The organism is Nonomuraea sp. 3N208 (genome assembly GCF_052245935.1).
In the GTDB taxonomy this organism is placed as follows: Bacteria; Actinomycetota; Actinomycetes; order Streptosporangiales; family Streptosporangiaceae; genus Nonomuraea.
In genome coordinates this window covers 16424-36939 of sequence record NZ_JBQQBR010000028.1, presented here as the reverse complement: position 1 = coordinate 36939, position 20516 = coordinate 16424, and the positions used below count along the sequence as shown (strand labels likewise).

Genomic DNA, 20516 nt, shown 5'->3' with positions numbered 1-20516 from the left:
GGGGGGATTCCTTTACTTGAGCCCGCTCTGCGCGACGCTGGCGATGACGTGCTTCTGCGCGAAGACATAGAGGATGAGGATCGGTACGACGCTGATCACCGACCCGGCCATGACCACGTCCCACTGCGTGGTGAACTGGCCGTGTAGCGTGGCCAGGCCCAGCGGGAGCGTCATGAACTCGGGCGACTTGATGATGATCAGCGGCCAGAGGTAGCTGTTCCAGCTGGCCATGAAGCCGAAGATGGCGAACGTGGCCAGCGCCGGCCGGATCAGCGGCAGCACCACGTACAGGAAGATCCGGAAATGCCCGGCGCCGTCCAGCACGGCCGCCTCGTCGAACTCCCGGGGCACCTGGTTGATCGCCTGCCGCAGCAGGAACACGCCGAATGCCGAGGCGATCGTCGGCGCGAGCAACGCGAAGTACGTGTCGACGAGACCGAACGTGCGCATCTCGATGAACAGCGGCACGACCAGCACCGGCAGCGGCATCATCAACGTCGCCAGGTACACCGCGAACAACGCGCCCCGGCCGGGGAACGGCAGCCGGGCGAACGCGTAGGCGGCCATCGCGCTGGTGATGAGTTGCAACAGGGTAGAGGCCGCGCCGATCCAGGCGCTGTTGGCCACGATGCGCCAGAACGGCAGCGTCTCGAGCAGCTTGCCGTACGCGTCCAGGCTCGCGCCCTCGGGCGTGAAGTCAGGTGGCACGGCCAGCACCGCGTCACTCGGCGTGATGGAGGTGATCACCGCCCACGCGAACGGGAACAACATCACCAGCGCGCCGAGCCCGACCAGCAGGTAGCGCGCTATTTGGCCGAGCTCCGCCCGGCGGGCTCTGGTTGATCCTCGCGTCTTACCCATACGTCACCCACCGCCTCTGGCCCCGGATCTGCACGATCGTCACGATCAGCACCACCGCGAACAGCAACCAGGACAGCGCCGAGGCCGCGCCGGCCCGGCCGTACCGGAACGTGAGGTCGTAGATCTGCGACACGACCACTTGCGTCGCCCCGCCAGGCCCGCCACCCGTCATGATCTTGACCTGGTCGAAGACCTGGAAGCCGTTGATCAGCGAGATCACGACCACGAAGAACGTCGAGGGAGACAGCAGCGGGAGCGTGATGTGCCGGAACCTGCGCCAGGCCGTCGCGCCGTCCACCATGGCGGCCTCCTGGTACTCGCGGGGGATCGCCTGCAGCCCGGCCAGCAGGATGATCATCACGAAGCCCAGGTCCTTCCAGGCCGAGGCCAGGATGATCGACGGCATCGCCCAGTCCGGGTCGGTCCACCAGCCGGGCCCGCTGACCCCGAACAGGCCGAGGGCCCAGTTGACGATGCCGCTCGCCGGGTTGAGCAGCCACTTCCACATCAGCGCCACGACGACCCAGCTGGTGATCACCGGCAGGAAGTAGATGCCGCGCATCAGGCCCCGCCCTGCCATCGCGCGGTTGAGTAGCACCGCCAGGCCCAGGCCGCCCACATAGACGAGCGGCAGGTAGCCGGCGATGAAGTACAGCGTGTGCAGGAAGGCCGCCCGGGTCTCCGGATCGCCGATCAGCTCGACGTAGTTGCCCAGGCCGACCCAGCGCATCTCGGTGATGAGGTCCCATTCGTGCAGGCTCGTCCAGAGCGAGCCGAGCATCGGGACGATCGTGTAGAGCGTCAAGGGGACGAGGCTCGGCAGCAGGAACACCGCAACGGTCCCGGCGTACCGCCAGCCCTTGCGCGGCTTGGCGCGCTCGTGCGTGGCCCGCGCTTTCGGCGGGGCCGCGGTGAGGGTCATGGGGTCGTCTCCTCGCTCACGCATCCGGAACTGGCGCGGGCGCTCATGGCGTGGCTCATGGCGTGGCTCATGGCGTGGCTCATGGCGTGGCTCCGATCAGGCGGGCACGCACCAGGCGGCCCTGCTCGCCCGCGGCCCCGGCGGCGTCGAACGGCGTGGCCAGCACCAGCGCCGCCGCCCCCTGCGCCCAGCTGGTGTCATCCCAGCTCTCCACCTCGATCGAGATGTCGCGCCGCCCCGGATAGAGCTGCGCCCTGAGCGCCCGCTCGAACCCGTCCTGCCAGAGCGGCCAGTCCGCGGTGCCCTCGCCGAGCACCACCACCACCTCCGGGTCCACGACGTTGATCAGCCCGGCCGTGGCCCGCCCCAGAACGGCCCCGGCCTCCTCGAACACCCTCCGCGCCACAGCGTCCCCGGCCGCGGCGGCGCGCCCGAGCGCCGCCACCGCCCCGAGCAGATCACGCCCGTCGCCGTGCCCGTCCCTCCCGTCGGGCGCGGCGCGGGCGTCCCCACGATCGGCCGTCTTGGCGTGGGCCGCCGAGAGCAGGCCGGCCGACCCCACGAACGCTTCCAGGCAGCCGCGCGCGCCGCAGCCGCACATCGGTCCCTCCGGGTCCACCGGCAGGTGGCCGAACTCGCCCGCGCCGCCCCGCGCCCCCCGGTACACCCGGCCGTCGGCGACGATCGCCGCGCCGACGCCGCGGCCGATCGTCACCACGAGGAAGTCCCGGTGCGTACGCCCCCGCCCGTACAGCCGTTCGGCCACCGCCAGCGCGTTCACGTCGTTCTCCACCAGCACGGGGAGCGGCAGCCGGCGCCGCAGCCGCTCGCCGACCGGCATCGCCTGCCACCCGAGCGTCGGCGCGTTCACCGTGCCGACCGCTTGGTCCTCCACGCTGCCCGGCACCCCGACCCCGACCCCCAGCAGCGGTGGCCCGTCGGCCGGCACCGCCGACTCCACGGCCGCCGCCAGCTCGTCCAGCGCGTCGGGCGCGGACGGGTCGAACGGCTGCTCCCACGAGCCCAGCACCTCGCCGTCCAGGCGGACGTCCACCAGCACCAGATGATCGGCCGTCACCTTGACGCCAAGCGCCCGCCCGGCTCCGCCCACCAGCCCGAGCAGCACGGCGGGGCGCCCGCCACGCGACGGCTTGAGGTCGAGCTCCTCCAGCATTCCGTGCCCCATGAGCTCGCGGGTGAGCTGCGTGACGGTGGCGGGGCTGAGGTCCAGCTCGCGTGCTATCTCGGTCCGGCTCAGCGGCCCGCCGGTGCCCAGCAGGGCCAGGATCGCCGTCCTGGTGAGGTCGCCGCGGTCAGTGGCTGCCATGAAGTTCCAAGGCTTTCTTTAGAAGTAAAGTTAGTACCGAAATATGTCTCCGCCAGGCCTCCCTGTCAAGAGCCGGAAACGTCCCGGAAACGCGAAAGGCCCCCGCCAGGCGTGGCGGGGGCCTTCGGCAGAGGATCAGGCGGACGCGGCGTCCTTCTCGCGGTTGCGCAGCGCGCGGCGGACGCCGTCGGCGCCCTCCAGGATCATCCTGCGCAGCGCTTGCGGCGGCTGCTCGGCCGCCAGGTAGTCCTCCGCGGCCTGCACGGTCGCCTGCTCGATGAGCAGCGAGGGGAAGCACCCCACCGCGAACGACGACGCCTGGTCGAACGTCCACTCCTTGTAGATCCGCCCGACCTCGGCGAAGTACGTCGCACGGAACGGCTCGAGCAACTCGGGGTGGTGCGGGTCCTGGAAGCCGCCGATCGTGGCCCTGGCGATGGCGTTGGCCAGCTTGCCGCCCACGATCCGCTCCCACGCCGCGTTCTTGGCCTCGATCGTCGGGATCGCGGCCCGGCACTGCGCGGCCGAGCGCTCACCCGTCGCCGTCGGGTCCCGCTCCAGCTCGGCCGCGATGTCGGCCTCGCCCCTCCGGCCCCCGGTCACCAGCGCGTGCAGCAGCGTCCAGCGCAGATCGGCGTCCACGCTCAGCCCGTCGGGCACCTCCGTGCCGTCCATGATGCGCTGCAGCAGGTCCAGGTCTTCCGCCGACGTGGCCACGGGCGCGAACGCCTGCACGAACGCCAGCTGGTGGTCCGACCCCGGCGCGGCCGCGCCGAGCAGCGAGCGCAGCTCGCCGGCCAGCAGCGCCAGGCCCTCCGGCCGCCACGCCGGGTCCGCGTACTGCTGGGCGGCCATGCGCGCCTGCCGCAGGATCGTCTGGAGCACCGTGAGGTCTGTGACCGTGCCCGCGCCCGAGACGACCAGCTTGACGTAGTCGCGCGTGGACATCTCGCCGTCGCGGGTCATGTCCCAGGCCGCCGACCAGCACAGCGCCCGCGGCAGCGACTCGGTGAACTTCACGATGCCGTCGTCCACCAGCGTCCGCAGCGAGTCCTCGTCGAGCCGGACCTTGGCGTAGGTCAGGTCGTCGTCGTTGAGCAGCACCAGGTCGGGCTGCTCCTCGCCGACCAGCTGAGCCACGTTCGTCCGCGCGCCCACCACGTCCAGCTCGACCCGCTTGGTCCGCGTCAGCTTGCCGTCCACCAGGGAGTACAGGCCGATCGCGACGCGGTGCGAGCGCAGCGTCGGATAGTCGGCCGGCGCCTCCTGCAGCACCTCGAACCGGGTGAACCGGCCCCCGGACACCTCGAACGAGGGCCGCAGCGTGTTGACCCAGGAGGTCTCCAGCCACTCCTTGGACCAGGCGGACAGGTCTCGCCCCGAGGTGCGCTCCAGGGCGTCGAGCAGGTCCTTCAGCTCGGTGTTGCCCCAGGCGTGCTCGGCGAAGTAGTCACGCACGCCGGCCAGGAAGTTGTCCAGCCCCACGTACGCGACCAGCTGCTTGAGCACCGAGGCGCCCTTGGCGTACGTGATGCCGTCGAAGTTGACCTCGACCGCCTGCATGTCCGGGATGTCCGCGGCGATCGGGTGCGTCGACGGCAGCTGGTCCTGGCGGTAGGCCCAGGCCTTCTCCACGTTCGCGAACGTCGTCCACGCCCCCATGCCCCACCTGGTGGCCTCGGCCTGGGCGAGCACGGACATGTAGGTGGCGAACGACTCGTTCAGCCACAGGTCGTCCCACCAGCGCATGGTGACGAGGTCGCCGAACCACATGTGCGCCATCTCGTGCAGGATCGTCTCCGCGCGCCGCTCGACCACCGCGTCGGTGACCCGGGAGCGGAAGACGTAGTCCTCCAGGAACGTCACGCAGCCGGCGTTCTCCATGGCGCCGGCGTTGAACTCGGGCACGAAGAGCTGGTCGTACTTGCCGAACGGGTAACGCACGCCGAACACCCGGTGGAAGAAGTCGAAGCCCTGCCGGGTGAGCTCGAAGAGGTTGTCGGCGTCGAGGTGCTCGCCCAGCGAGGCCCGGCAGTACAGGCCGAGCGGGATGCCGTCGTGCTCCGAGGTGACCTTGTGGTACGGCCCGGCCACCAACGCCGTGATGTACGTGGACATGACCGGCGTGACCGCGAACTCCCACCGCTTGGCGGCGTGCACCGTCCCGTGCTTGCCGGCCTGCTCCGGCAGGTCCTCCGCGTTGACGGCGGCGGCGTTGGAGATCACCTCCCAGTCGGCGGGGGCCAGCACGGTCAGCTGGAACGTGGCCTTGAGGTCAGGCTGGTCGAAGCACGCGTACATGCGGTGAGCATCGGCCGTCTCGAACTGGCTGTGCAGGTAGACACGCTGGTCGACCGGATCGACGAAACGGTGCAGGCCCTCGCCGGTGCGCATGTAGGCGCAGTCGGCGTCGATCCGCAGCTCGTTGGACTCGGCGAGCGAGGGGAGCGGGAAACGGCCCTGCTCCGCGTCGTAGGCGGCCACGTCGAGGTCCTGGCCGTTCAGCGTCACCTTGCGTACCTGCGCGCCGTGCAGGTCGATGAAGGTGGACGCGCCCGCGGTGGCGCTGCTGAAGCGGACCGTCGTGACGCTCTCGAAGCGCTCCTCCCCTTCCGTCAGGTCGAGTGCGACCTCGTACGACTCAACCTTCAGCAGCCGGGCGCGCTCACGTGCCTCGTCCCGGGTCAGGTTGCCTGCCAAGTTGCGCTCCTTTTCACCACTTCGTCGGGGTTGTCCGTCATCCTGTCACGGCGGGAATAGGACCCGAACCCCTTCAGGTTATGGCCAGACATGGCTGAGAAGATTCCCGTGGACCTCTGGTTCGACCCCGCGTGTCCGTTCGCCTGGGTCACGTCGCGATGGCTGCTCGAGGTCGAGCAGGTCCGCCCCATCGAGCCCCGCTTCCGGTACATGTCACTGCACTTCCTCAACGAGGACAAAGACGTTCCGGAGGACTACAAGGCCCGGGCTGCCAAGGCCATGGGATCGATCAGGGTGGTGGCCGCGGCCGCGGCCAAGCACGGCGAGGAGTACGTCGGGCGCCTCTACACCGAGCTCGGCACACGCCTGCACAACCAGGGGATGAGCAAGGAGCCGGAGCGCCTGCGCGAGGTCAACGAGGCCGCGCTCGAGGCCGTCGGCCTCGACAGGAATCTCGCGGACGCGATGGGGTCCGAGGAGTGGGACGAGACCATCCGCGCCTCGCACGACGAGGGCATCACGCTCGTCGGCCAGGAGGTCGGCACGCCGATCATCCGCGTCGGAGCCAACGCCTTCTTCGGGCCGGTGATCACCAAGATCATCAGAGGTGAGGACGCGGGCCGGCTGTGGGACGGGGTGCTGGCGGTCACGGAGTTCGATGACTTCTTCGAACTGAAGCGCACCCGTACGCGCCGTCCGGCCTTTGATTGACGAATCCCTCTTTGTCAGAGCAATAGCCGTACCCTGACGGGGGAAAAGAAGCTGGTAGCGGTGTAGAAGACTTATCCCGCGCTCGGACCGGCCCTCGCGGCCGGTCTGAAGCACTGTCAGGATGGTGGCCATGCGTCAGCTGTATATCGGCGGCTCCTGGACCGCGTCGGCGTCCGACGAGCCCATCGAGGTCGTGAACCCGGCCACGGAAGAGATCATCGACCGCGTGCCCGCAGGGTCCCCCGACGATGTGGAATCGGCCGCCAACGCCGCGCGGAGTGCCTTCCCCGCCTGGTCGCAGACGGCTGCCGCGGAGCGGGGCAAGCTCCTCGGCGAGGCGGCCGAGCTGCTCAAACAGCGTTCCGACGAGATCGCCAAGACGATCGCGACGGACATGGGCTCGCCGCTGGGCTTCGCGCTCAAGGTCCAGACGCTGATGCCCGCCGGTGTGCTGGCCTCCTACGCCACACTCGCCGAAGGCCACCCGCGGGAGTCCCGTGTCGGCAACTCGCTGGTGGTCAAGGAGCCGATCGGGGTGGTCGCGGCGATCACGCCGTGGAACTACCCGCTGCATCAGATCATCTGCAAGGTCGGTCCCGCGCTGGCCGCCGGGTGCACCGTGGTGCTCAAGCCGAGCGAGGTCGCGCCGCTGGCGGCGTACGCGCTGGCGGAGATCTTCCACGAGGTGGGCCTGCCCCCGGGTGTGTTCAACCTGGTCAGCGGGCGCGGCCCCATCGTCGGCGAGGCCATGGCCGCCCACCCCGAAGTGGACATGGTCTCCTTCACCGGCTCGACGGCGGCAGGACGCCGGGTCGCCTCGCTGGCGGCCGAGTCGGTCAAGCGGGTCGCGCTCGAGCTCGGCGGCAAGTCCGCCAACATCATCCTGCCCGACGCCGATCTGGAGACGGCCGTCAAGGTCGGCGTGGCCAACTGCTTCGTCAACGCGGGCCAGACGTGCTCCGCGTGGACCCGCATGCTCGTTCACCGCGACCAGTACGACACCGCCGTCCGCCTGTCCGTCGAGGCCGCGGGCAAGTACACCGTCGGCGATCCGTTCGACGAGTCCAGCAGGATCGGCCCGCTGGTCTCCCAGGTGCAGCGCGACCGCGTGATCCGCTACATCAACCGGGGCCAGGAGGAGGGCGCCCGGCTGGTGGCCGGCGGGACCGACCGGCCGCACGAGCGCGGCTACTACGTCGAGCCCACCGTGTTCGCGGCCGTGGAGCCCGGCATGACGATCGAGCAGGAGGAGATCTTCGGCCCTGTGCTGGCGCTGGTTCCCTACAGGAACGAGGACGAGGCCGTCAAGATCGCCAACGACACCAAATACGGCCTGGCCGGCGCGGTCTGGTCCGGCGCCGAGGACCACGCGGTCGCGGTCGCCCGCCGGCTGCGCACCGGCCAGGTCGCCATCAACGGCGGCAAGTTCAACCCGCTGGCCCCCTTCGGCGGCTACAAGCAGTCCGGCGTGGGGAGGGAGCTCGGCGAGTACGGCCTGGAGGAATACCTGGAGATCAAGTCGCTCCAGCTCTAGACGATCAACCCGCCGCTGGCGAGGAGATTGTGGCCGGTCACCCACCGGCCGTCGGGACCAGCCAGGAACGCGACCACGGCCGCGATGTCGTCGGGCCGGCCGAGCCGCTGCAGCGCCGTGAACGCCTGCGTCTGCTCCAGCGCCTCCGGCGGATTGGCGTTCCGCAACATGTCGGTGTCGGTGGCGCCGGAGGAGACGACGTTGACGGTGATCCCGCGCCCGCCCAGCTCCCGCGCCGCCACCTTGGCGAACTGCTCGATCGCGCCCTTGCTGCCGCAGTAGAGCGCCAGCGCGGGCGCGGGCACCTGGGTGTTCAGCGTGGAGATGTTGATGATGCGCCCGCCGTCACGCATCACCCGCGCCGCCCACTGCATGGCCAGGAACACCGCCCGCGTGTTCACCGCGAACGCCCGCTCGTAGTCCTCGTCCGTGACCTCCGCCATGGGCTTCTGCCCCGCGGTGGTCGCGGCGTTGTTGACCAGGATGTCCAGCCCAGGCAGCCGTGCCTGCGCCTCGGCGAACAGCCGCTCCAGGTCCTCCTTGCTGCCGAGATCCGCCCGTACGGCCTGCGCGCCGGTCTCCTTGGCGACCTGCCGCGCCGCCTCCTCCGAGTGCTCGTAACAGAAGACGACCTCGGCGCCGTCCTCTCGCAACCGCTCCACGACGGCCTTGCCGATGCCTCTGGAGCCCCCTGTGACCAATGCGCCCTTTCCAGAAAGTACGCTCATGCGCCCAACCTACGCCTTGAGGACGATCTTGCGTGCTTCGTTCTTGGGAAGGCGGTCGACGTAGAGCTTGCCGTCGAGGTGCTCGGTCTCGTGCTGGAAACAGCGTGCCAGTGAGCCGCGGGCCTTGATCCGCACCGGCCGCTGCAGCCGGTCGAGCCCTTCGACGGTCACGCCCGCGGCGCGCGCGACCGGGGCGTAGATCGGCAGGCGCGTCCGGCGGTCGGGCACCGACAGGCAACCCTCCTCGTCGACGATCTCCTCGGGGTCGTCGACCGTCAGCGTCGGATTGATCACGTGGCCCTTGCGCTTGTTGATGTCGTACACGAACAACCGTCGCGACACGCCGATCTGCGGACCGGCCAGACCCACGCCGTTGACCGCGTACATCGCCTCGAACATTTCCTCGATCAGGCGGCGCAGCTCGCGGTCGAAATCCGTGACAGGCTCGGCGGGCGTGCGCAGGACCGGATCGCCGATGACGCGGATCTCTCGCATGGGTTTCTGCCTTCGTAAGGACTGAGCACGGGTCAGGTCCTTACTCTAGCCCGCGATCCTGATCGGCGGGGCTGTGGAAGACTGGTCGGGTGCGTGTCTACATCGGTGCCGACCATGCCGGCTATGAGCTCAAAAACCACCTCGTGTCCTGGTTGAAGGACCACGGGCACGACGTGACCGACTGCGGTCCCTTCGTCTACGACGCCGAGGACGACTATCCCGCCTTCGTGCTGCGTGCCGCCGAGGGCGTCGCCGGCGACCCCGCCAGCCTCGGGATCGTGATCGGCGGCTCGGGCAACGGCGAGCAGATCGCCGCCAACAAGGTGCGCGGCATCCGCGCGGCCCTGGCCTGGAGCGAGGAGACCGCCAGCCTGGCTCGCGAGCACAACAACGCCAATGTGATCAGCATCGGCGCCCGCATGCACTCCACCGAGGACGCCACCAGGTTCGTCGAGGTCTTCCTGACCACGACGTTCTCCGGCAGCGAGCGGCACAGCAGGCGGATCGCCCAGCTGGCCACCTACGAGACGATCGGCCAGCTGCCCTCGCTGCCGTGATTATTTCTGGCCCTTGCGCTTGGGCTCGCGCCTGGGCATCTCATCGCGCAGGGGCCGCCGGTCGGCGGCCTCCTGCTGCTCCTTCGACGGTCTCGACACCTCGCGGGCCCGCATGGCGATGGTCGCGGTGATCTGCAAGCTTTGCAGCGCCATTCATCGACCCTACGTCAAAAGACCCGGCCGGCCCACGGTTTCGGACTCCAGGACATGGCCGTGGCCAGCGACCGCACCGCGCCCTGCCGGTGCTCGCGTAGCAACCCCGCCTCGAGCTGCTGGACGAGCTGCCCATCGCCCATGTACGCCGACCCGAGCGCGGCCACCGGCACCGTCACGTCGGGCTCCTCGTCGACCGGCTTGCACTCGGCGCCCGTCGTGTCCGCGGTGAGCCGCCAGCGGCCCGCGTTCCACGGGCACACCTCGTCCTCCACCTCGATCACCAGATCGACCGGCGCGGCGTAGGCGCGGCCGGCCAGCGCACGGTCCACCTCGACCACGCGTACCCACAGCTCGTCGCTCCAGCCCGCGCGCAGCTGCCGCTGGTCGGCCAGCAACGCGACCAGCGGGTCGTCCACCGGCCTGGCCGCCCGCACCGTCGTGACGAGGTCGCGGTCCAGGATGCTGCGCCACAACAGGGCATAGGCGGCCGGGTCGGCCGCCTCCAGCTCCTGCAGCTGCAGCTCCCCGGCGGGCAGGTCGTTGTCGTCCCATGAGCCCTTGACCCTGAACAACGCGTATCCGCGCACCCCTCGGTCGTCCGCTGCCAGCACCGCCCGCAGCGGCCCCGACCCCCGCTGATCGAACTCCTCGTCTGCTAGCGAGCTGTCCCAGAACGCCGCCGTGCGCGCGTAGCGTCCTGGACGCGCGGTCACCACGGACGCGTACAACTTCTCGAGGTCGGCCCGCACGCCGGCGGGCTTGGCCACCCTGATCCTCAGCGACGGGTCGGCCGGGGCGTTCTTGACGAACGCCGAGGCGTGCTTGTTGATGCGGAACCACAGCAAACTCGCCGCCCTGCCGTACCCGAACCTGCCGTAGATCCCCGATTCGGCGGCGTAGAGCGCGGCGACCGGCTCACCGCGCTCGCGGATGTCGGCCAGCTGCCTGCGCATCATCGAGGACAGCACCCCGCGGCGGCGGTGCGAGGGCAGCACGCTGACGGAGGTCACGCCGCCGACTGGCAGCTGCCCGCCTGGCACCGTCATCCTGAAGCTGAGAACCGAGGTGACCCCCACCATGAGATCGCCGTCGAAGACGGCGAGTGTGCGGTCGAACTCCGTCTCGGCCTTCCACCGCTCGGCCTGCTGCGGATGTGGGGTCCAGTTGAACCCCTCTTCGAGAACCTGGGTGAACGCCGGCCACTCGGCCTCACCAATCGGACGGATCGGGTACGTCATCAGTCCAAGGTATGAGCGCGCAAAGGGGGAAGGCCACTGAATATCCGTGCTTAATGATCAAGGTGTTGGTCAAGTGGGCTGCCCAAACACGGGCCAGACCGATACAGTCAGGCGCATCATGAGTTCCCGTCCGGCGCCGCTGATCCCGCCACGGGTCCGTGCGGTCCTGGTGCGGGTGCCCTTCCTCGTGCCCATTGTCCGCTTCGTCCGCAGAGGTCCGCTGGCCCGCGAGCGCAACCTGCTCATCGCCCTTTCCACGCTCTCGATCGTCATCGGCGCGCTGGCCGCGAAGGTCTCGACCGAATGGTTCTCGCCTTCGCTGCTCATCCTCGTCACCTTGATCGGCGGGCTCCAGTTGCGGCTGTGCAGCCTGGTCAAGCTGCTCGTGGCGGTGGGCACCGCGCTCGGCTTCATCGCGATCACGCTCGGCGTGGCCAGGATCGGGCTGGGGCTCACCGTGACCATCGGGTTCACCACCGTGCTCGCCCTGCTCATGGCCCGGACCAGGGGCAAGCTGGGCGTGCAGGGGTTGCGTGGCGACGCGATGCTGCTGGAGCTGCGTGACCGGCTCAAGAGTCAGGGCGAGCTGCCCCCGCTGCCCAAGGACTGGGGCGCCAAGGTGGTGCTCAAGCAGGCCGGCGGGTCCTCGTTCGGCGGCGACTTCCTGGTCTCCATGCGTGACGGGGACACCGTCGAGATCGCCCTCGTGGACGTGTCCGGCAAGGGCGTGGACGCGGGCACCCGAGCGCTGCTGCTGTCCGGCACGTTCGGTGGCCTGCTCGGCTCGGTCGACGACTTCCTGCCTGCCTGCAATGCTTACCTGCACCGCCAGCGGGGCGACGAGGGTTTCGTGACCGCCGTGCACCTGCGCCTCGACCTGGCCACGGGCGACTACACGATCACCTCGGCCGGGCATCCGCCGGTGGTGAAGTTCGACGCGGGCACGGGCAACTGGCAGGTCGCCTCGGCCAAGGGCGTGGTTCTCGGCGTGGTGCCCGACCTGCACTGCGAGCCCGACAGCGGCACGCTGCGCAAGGGTGACGCGCTGCTGCTCTTCACCGACGGGCTGATCGAGCAGCCCGGCCGCGACATCGACGCAGGGCTGGACCGGCTGCTCGGCGAGGCGGAGCGGCTGCTGCCGTCCGGGTTCCGCGACGGCGCCAGGGCCCTGGTCAACGCCATGGCCTCCGGCCACAACGACGACTGCGCCCTCGTCCTGATCTGGCGCCCATAACGATTGGTTCGCCGGGCGCCGGCCATGCCTGGCTGCGCCGGCGCCACGTCGCGTCGGAGGAGTTCGACTACCCTGGGGCTGTCGGGACCGTCCGCCTTGCCCTGGAGCGCGCATAGATGAACTGGCTCTATCTGGTGGGGATCCTCATCTTCCTGTTCGGGTTGATGCTCTCCATCGCCTTGCACGAGGTCGGCCATCTCGTGCCCGCCAAGCTCTTCGGTGTCAAGGTGACCCAATACATGGTCGGCTTCGGCTCGACCGCGTGGTCCCGGCGCAAGGGCGAGACCGAATACGGCATCAAGTGGATCCCGTTCGGCGGCTACATCCGCATGATCGGCATGCTGCCGCCGCGTCCCGGCGATGACCCGGCGAAGGTCAGGAGCACCTCGACAGGCCCGTTCCAGGCCCTCATCGAGTCGGCCCGCGACGCCGCCCAGGAGGAGGTCAGGCCCGGCGACGAGGACCGCGTCTTCTACCGCAAGAAGTGGTGGCAGAAGGTCATCATCATGTCCGGCGGCCCGATGATGAACTTCGTGCTGGCGTTCGTGTTCTTCAGCATCCTGCTGGTCGGCATCGGCCTGCCCACCTGGGCCCCGGTCGTGTCCCCCGAGACCAACACGTGCGTGATCCCGATCTCGGAGCAGCGCACCACGTGCAAGCCCGACGACCAGCTGACCCCCGCGGCCCAGGCCAAGATGAAGCCCGGCGACCGCATGGTCTCCTTCGACGGCCAGAAGATCAACACCTGGGAGGACGCCACCCGCCTGATCCGCGGCCACGGCCCAGGCCCGGTCCAGCTCGGCATCGTCCGCGACGGCAAGCCGATGACGCTCGACGTCACCCTCATCGCCCAGGACCGCCCCAACCTCCAGGACCCCCAGAAGATCGACAAGAACGTCGGCTTCCTCGGCGTCCTGCCGACGGAGGTCATGGAGCAACAGAGCATGGGCGAGGTCGTCGGCTACATGGGCGCTCTGACGGCCCGCGTGGCGGGCTCCCTGCTCAACCTGCCGGAGAAGATGGTCGGCGTCTGGCACGCGGCCTTCTCGGGCGAGGCACGCGACCCTGAGGGCCCGGTCGGCGTCGTGGGCGCGGGCCGGATGGGCGGCGAGATCCTCGCCTCCGACCTGTCCAACGAGAAGAAGATCGCCATCTTCGTCAACCTGCTGGCCGGCTTCAACCTGGCGATCGGCATGTTCAACCTCATCCCGCTGCTGCCGCTGGACGGCGGCCACATCGCCGGGGGCCTGTGGGAGGGCATCAAGCGGGCGTTCGCCAAGATCATGCGTCGGCCCGAGCCGAAGTACGTGGACATCGCGAAGGTGTTGCCGCTGACGTACGCGATCGCCATCGTCATGATGATCATGGCGGGCCTGCTGGTCTACGCCGACCTCGTCAACCCCCTCACGCTGACGGGCTGACCCTCCGTGGACACCGCCGCCCTGGACCGGCTGCGCGAGCTCTGCCTGGCGCTCCCGGAGGTCACCGAACGACTCAGCCATGGGGAGCCGACCTGGTTCGTCCGGGACAAGAAGACGTTCGTGATGTTCGCTGACCACCACCACGACGACCGCCTGGCGTTCTGGTGCGCGGCCTCGGCCGGGGCGCAGCAGGAACTGGTGGCCGAGGACCCCGAGCGCTTCTTCCGGCCCCCGTACGTGGGTCATCGCGGCTGGCTGGGCGTCTATCTGGACGTGCCGGAGTTGGACTGGGCGGAGATTGCGGAGATCGTCGCCGACGCCTACCGCCAGATCGCCCCGAAGTCCCTCGTCGCCCGCATGACCTGAGGCCGAGGGCCGTCACACGGACCAGCAGCAGGCCCCTTCCACCTCGGAAGGGGCCTTTGAGCTGGTCGGGGCGACAGGATTTGAACCTGCGACTTTCTTGCTCCCAAATCACAGGTACCGATCTTGAGAGCTGGCGTTCTGGCTGGTCGAGTCATTGATTGATGTGCACTGACGTGCATGATCGAACCTGATTGGGCACACGGCATGTCACTTGGTTTGTCACTCGGCCCCTTCCGGACTTTCAGCCAATCGCGCCTGTCTTGCGGACGCTGCCTCGTGCGCCGCCAGGTCTTCAGGTGTCCCGATGAAGGCGGGCCCACATCTGACCGGGAGACGTTCCACCACCATGGCTATGGCCTCCACAGGTGTCGCCGCTGATCCCACTGTCTGACCCCGAAGAGGGCCTGATACTTGATAGCCGCCTGCCGGATCAGCGGCAACATAAGGGATGTCCCAAGTCCAGCGTTTGCCTGTACAGCGACTGAAATGAAGTTCGCCCATTCCTGTCCAAGGAAAGAGCTGGCGAAGGCGCGGTTCTGCATAGGCTGCTTCGATCAATTCGGGACGCAACCGTCCATCTGCCCGAACATCGTTCCATCCGGCTTCGACGAGGTCTGTACTCGACGAGTTGGCACTCAACCTTGCATCCTCCAGACTGGCCTGCCCGTCTGCCGTCGTCCCACCCGCAGGGTAGCGGGCCAGCCGCGGGGCTGCCCAACCCGCGCGCCTGGTGCCACGATCGCGATGGAGCGGAGGCGGCCCCGCGGCTGGTCTGCTAGGGCTCACCTACGCAGGCACCGGCTGGCACACGACCGGTGACCAACTCCTCGCCAACACGGCATCGGCACAAGCCCGCGAACGCACTCGAGCAGGACGCGAAGAACTCGCCTACGAACAGGTACGCAGTTCGTCCACACCGCTCGCCGCCTGACCAACCTCAGAACGCGAACGGACTACCACCATGCTCACCAACGGCAAGACCGTCCACTACCCGGGCCAAGCGCTCTACGACGTCAACGAAACTGGCGTCGTCTTGCGTCTGTCCCGGCGTTACCTCTACCAAGAGATCCGCGCCGGACGCCTGCGCACCGTCAAGGCCGGACGTGCCCGACGCGTCCCGGCCGACGCCATCGCCGAGTACATCAAGCTCCTGGAGCAGGAAGCGCAGGCGGCCTGATGCCCAAGCAACGCGCACACGGCGACGGTGGGCTGTACTGGAGCGAAACCCGCCAGCGATGGATCGCCGAAATCACCATCGGCTACACCCCGGCAGGCCGACGCATCACCCGCAAAGCCGCCGGACGAACCAAGACCGAAGCCAAGACCAAACTCAAGGAGGTTCTACGCGATCACGAGGACGGCCTTGCGATCGCTCCCAGCGACTACACCGTGGAACGAGCCGTAAATGACTGGCTGTCCTACGGGCTCAGTGGACGCGACGAGGACACAATCAAGCTCTACACGAACATCTGCCGTCTTCACGTTGTCCCGGCGCTGGGCAAGCGCAAGCTTCGGGATCTCCGCGCCGAAGATGTCGACAAATGGCTCGCCAGCAAGTCCGGCAGTTTGAGCACCCGGACGCTGCAGATCATGCACTCATGCTTGAACAGGGCCATCAAGCGAGCCATGGCGCGCGACAAGGTGAAGCGGAACGTGGTCGAATTGTGCAGCGTGCCCACGGGTACGGCGGGACGGCCTTCGAAGGCACTCACCTTCGCGCAAGCGGAAGCCGTACTCACTGCCGCAGAAGGCACCCGCATGCACGCCTATATCGTGCTCTCGCTCCTCACGGGAGCACGCACCGAGGAACTGCGGCCCCTCACATGGGATCACGTAGATCTCGACGGGGATCCTCAAGCCACTCCGCTGGTTCCGCCCTACATGGCGGTCTGGAGATCTGTACGGGCTGGTGGTGACACCAAGACCCCCCGGTCTCGACGGACGCTCGCGCTGCCCACGAAGTGTGTCGAGGTGCTGACCGAGCACCGCGCTCGCCAACAGCAGGCTCAAGGGGATTCATGGTCAGACAGCGGTCTGGTCTTCCCCTCGGAGAACGGCACCGAACTGGACGCCGCCAATATCCGGCGCGCATTCCGCGCTGTCATCAAGAAGGCCAAGGGACTGGACCCCAAGGAGTGGACTCCTCGTGAGCTGCGGCATAGTTTCGTGTCGCTGCTCTCCGACAGCGGCCTACCGCTGGAAGAGATCTCTCGTTTGGTCGGCCACAGCAGCACGGCGACGACTGAAGCGGTCTACCGTATGCAGATCCGGCCTGTGGTCCAGTCCGGAGCTGTGGCTATGGATCGCATTTTCGGCGCGTCGTAGGCGCTGCCTGCGGACATGTCACTCAGTTTGTCACTCAGAAGGCCCCTTCCGATCTTGGAGGGGGCCTTCCTGCTGGTCCTGAAGTCGGGGCGACAGGATTTGAACCTGCGACTTCTTGCTCCCAAAGCAAGCGCGCTGCCAAGCTGCGCCACGCCCCGTTTCGCCGAGTGCGCATGCGCCCCGGGACTCCGGTACGCTTACGCCCTGACGACCGGATGAAGTCTAGACCAGAGTTCGACCGGTTCGCGCGGACGTAGCTCAATGGTAGAGCCCTAGTCTTCCAAACTAGCTACGCGGGTTCGATTCCCGTCGTCCGCTCTGACGGCGAAAGGCCAGGTCACCTCATGAGGCGGCCTGGCCTTCGTGATCTCCACGACATTTTCAGATCTTGCGTGCACAGATCGACATGGCATGCTCTCCACTGCGATCGAGCGATGAGAGAACGAGACCGTGTTGCACACAACGCCGCCCGGCGATGCGGACGAGGTCGATACGGTCCGATGGTCGGGGAGCGTGATTCGGCAGCGTTGAGGGCCCGTACCCCCTGACCCCGCCGATCAAGTCACCACGGCCCGTCAAATCCGTGGACGCGTTTGCGTAAGGCACGAGCGTCCCGGGGCGGGAGGACGGTGAGGACCGCGTACAGGATGGCGCGCAGCTCCACCGGGTCGGGGCAGCACATCATCAGGCCGCATCCAGGACTGGGGTCGAACAGGCGGTATGCGGGATCCCTCATGAAGAGCGACCACGCACGCAGCGCCTCGGCGGCGGCGCCGGCCCAGAAGCGGGTGCGTTCGAGGCGGGCGACGGCCGCACGGCCTCGTGGGGACACGCCGGGGATGGCGGGGACGGGTTCGTCGGTGGACCTCCGGTGGCGAGGAAGGTCGGCGCGCACTCGCGCGGGCGGCCTACGCGCCATCGTCCTTTCTGGAAGTCGTCATGGTGCCATCTTGGCACGTGGCAGCGTTTTGAATGGCGCAGCGCACGCTGGACGAGCCGTTTCTGCATGTTTCCTCCGACCGGTTCGTGGAGAGCGGGATGTTGCCCGAGCGGCGCGACCGCGTCGGGCCGTTCGCATGGTGGGAGGAGATGCGGCCGCGGTTCTTCGACGGCTTTCATCGGTGTTTGCCTGCTCTGGCGGGTGCGGGCAACGATCTGCTCGTGGAGCACGTCATCGAGTTCGCGGAGTGGCGGCAAGACCTGGCCCGCCTGCTGGCGGGGTTCGACGTCCTACTCGTTGGGGTTCATTGCGAGCTCGCGGAGATCGACCGGAGGGAGCGTGAGCGTGGGGATCGGTGGATCGGGGAGGGCCGCAGTCACGTCGAGTCGGACGGTATCCACACGTTCGGTCCGTACGACTATGAGGTGGACGCCAGTCAGGGAGTCACATCCGCACTCGCGCAGTCCGTGGTGACCGCCTGGCGCGCGAGGGACACGCGCCGCGCCATAGACGCACCCGGCTGAGCCGGGCGGCTCGGAGCTCAGTCCTTTACGTGCTCGATGGCCTGCATCCAGACACGTCGCTTGCGTACGACGAATCGCACCCGCTCCCCGTTCCGCAGCACGACCTCCATCCCGTTCGGGACGATCCCGAGCGTGTTGACTGGTGCGGTCGACACGATCTCCTCCAGAGGCCACGCCCAAACACCCCTCTGGACGTTCACCGCATGCGAACGGAATACGAGCGACCGGCTGGTCAGCCACAGGCGGCCGCCCACCGCCTCTGGCCCCGCCCACAGGTTCGCCACCCCCTTGTGCACCACCGTTTCGCCAGCGGCGGGAACGAGGTTCGTGCCACGGAAGACCTCCGCTGATTCCTGCTCATCCATGCGCACATCCTCAGCGCATCAGGGGCATGCCTACAAGGCTGTCGCGGAATCGGCGATCGTAAGCTAGGGATGATGCGTGCGCGACCGATCTCCCATGACCTCCTCGTAGAGGAACTGGCCGAGCTCGTCTCCAGACGGCCGCGGGGCGAATGGGTGCGGGTGGCCGTGGACGGGGCGCCTGCCACCCGGCCCGAGACGCTCGCTGACGAGCTCGTCGCGCCGCTCAGGCTGCGCGGGCGGCCCGTGGTGCGGGTGTCGGCGGGCGACTTCCTGCGGCCCGCGTCGCTGCGCCTGGAGCACGGCAGGACCGATCCCGACGCCTTCTACGAGGACTGGCTCGACGTGAAGGGCCTGCGGAGGGAGGTGCTCGAGCCGCTGGACGCGGGCGGGTCGGGGCGGGTGTTGCCGGCGCTCTGGGACAGCCGGGTGGATCGGGCGTACCGGGTGCGGTACCAGGAGCTGCCCGAGGGCGGGGTGGTGCTCGTCGATGGGACGTTGTTGCTGGGGCGCGGGTTGACGTTCGACCTCAGCGTGCACCTATGGCTGTCGGCCAAGGCCCTCGAGCGCGGAACGCTCGACAGCGAGCGGTGGCGGCTGCCCGCCTACGAGCGGTACGAGCGGGAGGTCCGCCCTCAGGAAGCGGCGGACGTCGTCGTCCGGGCCGATCATCCGGATCGGCTCGCCGTCCTGGTCGTCAGCGGCCGAGTAGGGCACCTGTGAAGTCATTCAACCAACCTTGTGGGGAATGCTGGAATGCGGCCCGTTCTGGGCGCAGACTGGATCGATGATCCCCAGCAACTGGTACAACATCGTTCCTGATCTGCCGGCCCCGCCGCCTCCGCCGCTGCATCCCGGCACCAGGCAGCCCATAGGACCGGACGATCTGACCCCGCTCTTCCCCATGGAGCTGATCGCGCAGGAGGTCAGCGGGGAGCGGTTCGTCGCGATCCCGCAGGAGGTGCTCGACGTCTACCGGCTCTGGCGGCCGACGCCGCTGATCCGGGCGCGGCGGCTGGAGAAGGCGCTCGGTACGCCGGCCAGGATCTACTACAAGTACGAGGGCGTCTCGCCCGCGGGCTCGCACAAGCCGAACACGGCCGTGCCACAGGCTTTCTACAACGCGCGCGAGGGCGTGCGACTGCTCACCACAGAGACGGGCGCCGGGCAGTGGGGATCGGCGCTGGCGTTCGCGTGCTCCCAGTTCAACGTCGAATGCCAGATCTGGATGGTCCGCGCCTCCTATGACCAGAAGCCGTACCGCCGCTCCCTCATGCAGGTGTACGGCGCCACCGTGCACGCAAGCCCGTCCACCGTGACGGGCGCGGGCAGCAAGGTGCTCGCCGATCACCCCGACTCGCCGGGCAGCCTGGGCATCGCGATCAGCGAGGCCGTCGAGGTGGCCGCCGCGACCCCGGATGCCCGCTACGCGCTCGGCTCGGTGCTCAACCACGTGCTCATGCACCAGACGGTGATCGGCGAGGAGGCGCTCGAGCAGCTCCCCGAGATGCCCGACCTGGTCATCGGCTGCACCGGAGGCGGCTCCAACTTCGCCGGCCTGACGTTCCCGTTCCTGCGGGAAAAGCTGGCGGGACGGATCCAGACCGTGTTCCGCGCGGTCGAGCCCGCCGCCTGCCCGTCGTTCACCCGCGGTGTCTACGCCTACGACTTCGGCGACACCGCCGGGCTCACGCCGCTGCTCAAGATGCATACGCTGGGGCACTCGTTCGTACCCGACCCGATCCACGCGGGCGGCCTGCGGTATCACGGCATGTCGCCGCTGTTGTCGCACATGTACGAGCTGGGGCTGTTCGAGGCCGTCACCCGATCCCAGAACGAATGCTTCGAGGCCGGCGTGCGTTTCGCCAGGACGGAGGGCATCGTGCCCGCCCCTGAGCCCACGCACGCGCTCGCCGAGACGATCGCCGAGGCGCTGCGATGCAAGGAAAGCGGCGAGGAGAAGGTCATCCTCACCGCGCTCTGCGGCCACGGGCACTTCGACCTGGCCGCCTACGATCGCCACCTGGCCGGGCAGCTGGAGGACTACACGCTCCCGCAGGACCGCATCGACCGGGCACTCACCGAACTGCCCGGGTGAAACCGGGTGGCCGCCGG

22 protein-coding genes and 2 tRNA genes are annotated in these 20516 nt (G+C 68.5%); 12 read left to right on the top strand and 12 right to left on the bottom strand.

Annotated elements, in window-relative coordinates:
• Positions 1–12: 12 nt before the first annotated feature.
• The 4 genes from ACTWPT_RS36415 to pepN all read right to left on the bottom strand — a co-directional run bounded on the left by ACTWPT_RS36415 (position 13) and on the right by pepN (position 5810).
• Positions 13–861 (bottom strand): carbohydrate ABC transporter permease, encoded by an 849-nt coding sequence (locus tag ACTWPT_RS36415; RefSeq protein WP_443182056.1) that lies wholly within the window; start codon positions 859–861, stop codon positions 13–15.
• A complete protein-coding gene (locus ACTWPT_RS36410; RefSeq protein WP_443182055.1) occupies positions 854–1783 on the bottom strand; it encodes a carbohydrate ABC transporter permease in 930 nt (309 codons plus the stop codon). The genes ACTWPT_RS36415 and ACTWPT_RS36410 overlap by 8 nt, the downstream gene beginning before the upstream one ends.
• Positions 1784–1862: 79 nt before the next feature.
• On the bottom strand, positions 1863–3110 hold the full coding sequence (locus ACTWPT_RS36405; RefSeq protein ID WP_443182054.1) for an ROK family protein: 1248 nt from the start codon (positions 3108–3110) through the stop codon (positions 1863–1865).
• Between the two features lie 135 nt (positions 3111–3245).
• Positions 3246–5810 carry an aminopeptidase N gene (gene pepN, locus ACTWPT_RS36400; protein WP_443182053.1) on the bottom strand — a complete coding sequence of 855 codons (2565 nt, stop codon included), beginning with the start codon at positions 5808–5810 and terminating at the stop codon, positions 3246–3248.
• 90 nt (positions 5811–5900) lie between these two features.
• Between pepN and ACTWPT_RS36395 the strand changes: the two genes are divergently transcribed.
• Both ACTWPT_RS36395 and ACTWPT_RS36390 read left to right on the top strand, forming a co-directional pair.
• Entirely contained in the window at positions 5901–6521 is a 621-nt protein-coding gene (locus tag ACTWPT_RS36395) for a mycothiol-dependent nitroreductase Rv2466c family protein (protein ID WP_443182052.1), read from the top strand.
• Positions 6522–6651: 130 nt separating this feature from the next.
• A complete protein-coding gene (locus tag ACTWPT_RS36390; RefSeq protein WP_443182051.1) occupies positions 6652–8055 on the top strand; it encodes an aldehyde dehydrogenase family protein in 1404 nt (467 codons plus the stop codon).
• Here the strand turns inward: ACTWPT_RS36390 and ACTWPT_RS36385 are convergent.
• Positions 8052–8783 carry an SDR family oxidoreductase gene (locus ACTWPT_RS36385; protein WP_443182050.1) on the bottom strand — a complete coding sequence of 244 codons (732 nt, stop codon included), beginning with the start codon at positions 8781–8783 and terminating at the stop codon, positions 8052–8054. The two genes, ACTWPT_RS36390 and ACTWPT_RS36385, sit on opposite strands and share 4 nt — an antisense overlap.
• 9 nt (positions 8784–8792) lie before the next feature.
• Complete coding sequence (def, locus tag ACTWPT_RS36380; RefSeq protein WP_443182049.1) at positions 8793–9278, bottom strand: peptide deformylase; 486 nt, start codon at positions 9276–9278, stop codon at positions 8793–8795.
• Between the two features lie 89 nt (positions 9279–9367).
• On the opposite strand from def, the gene ACTWPT_RS36375 reads away from it, so the two are divergent.
• Entirely contained in the window at positions 9368–9835 is a 468-nt protein-coding gene (locus ACTWPT_RS36375) for a ribose-5-phosphate isomerase (protein WP_443182048.1), read from the top strand.
• Here ACTWPT_RS36375 and ACTWPT_RS36370 read toward each other — a convergent pair whose 3' ends face one another.
• Positions 9836–9988: a hypothetical protein gene (locus ACTWPT_RS36370; protein WP_443182047.1), complete on the bottom strand. Its 153-nt coding sequence runs from the start codon at positions 9986–9988 to the stop codon at positions 9836–9838.
• 14 nt (positions 9989–10002) lie between these two features.
• A complete protein-coding gene (locus tag ACTWPT_RS36365) occupies positions 10003–11229 on the bottom strand; it encodes a GNAT family N-acetyltransferase (RefSeq protein WP_443182046.1) in 1227 nt (408 codons plus the stop codon).
• Positions 11230–11347: 118 nt separating this feature from the next.
• Between ACTWPT_RS36365 and ACTWPT_RS36360 the strand changes: the two genes are divergently transcribed.
• The 3 genes from ACTWPT_RS36360 to ACTWPT_RS36350 all read left to right on the top strand — a co-directional run bounded on the left by ACTWPT_RS36360 (position 11348) and on the right by ACTWPT_RS36350 (position 14250).
• Positions 11348–12463, top strand: coding sequence for a PP2C family protein-serine/threonine phosphatase (locus ACTWPT_RS36360; RefSeq protein ID WP_443182045.1), 1116 nt, complete (start codon positions 11348–11350; stop codon positions 12461–12463).
• A gap of 116 nt (positions 12464–12579) precedes the next feature.
• A complete protein-coding gene (locus tag ACTWPT_RS36355) occupies positions 12580–13884 on the top strand; it encodes a M50 family metallopeptidase (RefSeq protein WP_443182044.1) in 1305 nt (434 codons plus the stop codon).
• Positions 13885–13890: 6 nt separating this feature from the next.
• Entirely contained in the window at positions 13891–14250 is a 360-nt protein-coding gene (locus ACTWPT_RS36350) for an MmcQ/YjbR family DNA-binding protein (protein WP_443182043.1), read from the top strand.
• A 219-nt stretch (positions 14251–14469) separates the two neighbouring features.
• Here the strand turns inward: ACTWPT_RS36350 and ACTWPT_RS36345 are convergent, their stop codons facing one another.
• Positions 14470–15036 (bottom strand): DUF6193 family natural product biosynthesis protein, encoded by a 567-nt coding sequence (locus ACTWPT_RS36345; protein ID WP_443182042.1) that lies wholly within the window; start codon positions 15034–15036, stop codon positions 14470–14472.
• A 175-nt stretch (positions 15037–15211) separates the two neighbouring features.
• Here ACTWPT_RS36345 and ACTWPT_RS36340 point away from each other — a divergent pair, with 175 nt between their 5' ends.
• Positions 15212–15427 (top strand): helix-turn-helix domain-containing protein, encoded by a 216-nt coding sequence (locus ACTWPT_RS36340; RefSeq protein WP_443182041.1) that lies wholly within the window; start codon positions 15212–15214, stop codon positions 15425–15427.
• Positions 15427–16575, top strand: a complete 1149-nt coding sequence (locus ACTWPT_RS36335) for a site-specific integrase (RefSeq protein ID WP_443182040.1) — start codon at positions 15427–15429, stop codon at positions 16573–16575. The genes ACTWPT_RS36340 and ACTWPT_RS36335 overlap by 1 nt, the downstream gene beginning before the upstream one ends.
• Positions 16576–16659: 84 nt before the next feature.
• Here the strand turns inward: ACTWPT_RS36335 and ACTWPT_RS36330 are convergent.
• A tRNA-Pro gene (locus tag ACTWPT_RS36330) sits at positions 16660–16733 on the bottom strand.
• A gap of 89 nt (positions 16734–16822) precedes the next feature.
• Here ACTWPT_RS36330 and ACTWPT_RS36325 point away from each other — a divergent pair.
• Positions 16823–16893: transfer RNA gene (locus ACTWPT_RS36325), tRNA-Gly, on the top strand.
• A gap of 244 nt (positions 16894–17137) precedes the next feature.
• On the opposite strand, the gene ACTWPT_RS36320 is transcribed toward ACTWPT_RS36325, so the two are convergent.
• Positions 17138–17407, bottom strand: a complete 270-nt coding sequence (locus ACTWPT_RS36320; RefSeq protein ID WP_443182039.1) for a hypothetical protein — start codon at positions 17405–17407, stop codon at positions 17138–17140.
• A gap of 140 nt (positions 17408–17547) precedes the next feature.
• On the opposite strand from ACTWPT_RS36320, the gene ACTWPT_RS36315 reads away from it, so the two are divergent.
• Positions 17548–18039, top strand: coding sequence for a phosphotransferase-like protein (locus tag ACTWPT_RS36315; protein WP_443182038.1), 492 nt, complete (start codon positions 17548–17550; stop codon positions 18037–18039).
• Between the two features lie 17 nt (positions 18040–18056).
• Here the strand turns inward: ACTWPT_RS36315 and ACTWPT_RS36310 are convergent, their stop codons facing one another.
• Positions 18057–18404 carry a hypothetical protein gene (locus tag ACTWPT_RS36310; RefSeq protein ID WP_443182037.1) on the bottom strand — a complete coding sequence of 116 codons (348 nt, stop codon included), beginning with the start codon at positions 18402–18404 and terminating at the stop codon, positions 18057–18059.
• A gap of 72 nt (positions 18405–18476) precedes the next feature.
• Here ACTWPT_RS36310 and ACTWPT_RS36305 point away from each other — a divergent pair, with 72 nt between their 5' ends.
• Together ACTWPT_RS36305 and ACTWPT_RS36300 are read left to right on the top strand one after the other, a co-directional pair.
• Positions 18477–19124, top strand: coding sequence for a uridine kinase (locus ACTWPT_RS36305; RefSeq protein WP_443182036.1), 648 nt, complete (start codon positions 18477–18479; stop codon positions 19122–19124).
• 64 nt (positions 19125–19188) lie between these two features.
• Positions 19189–20499, top strand: coding sequence for a TrpB-like pyridoxal phosphate-dependent enzyme (locus ACTWPT_RS36300; RefSeq protein WP_443182035.1), 1311 nt, complete (start codon positions 19189–19191; stop codon positions 20497–20499).
• Positions 20500–20516: the final 17 nt, after the last annotated feature.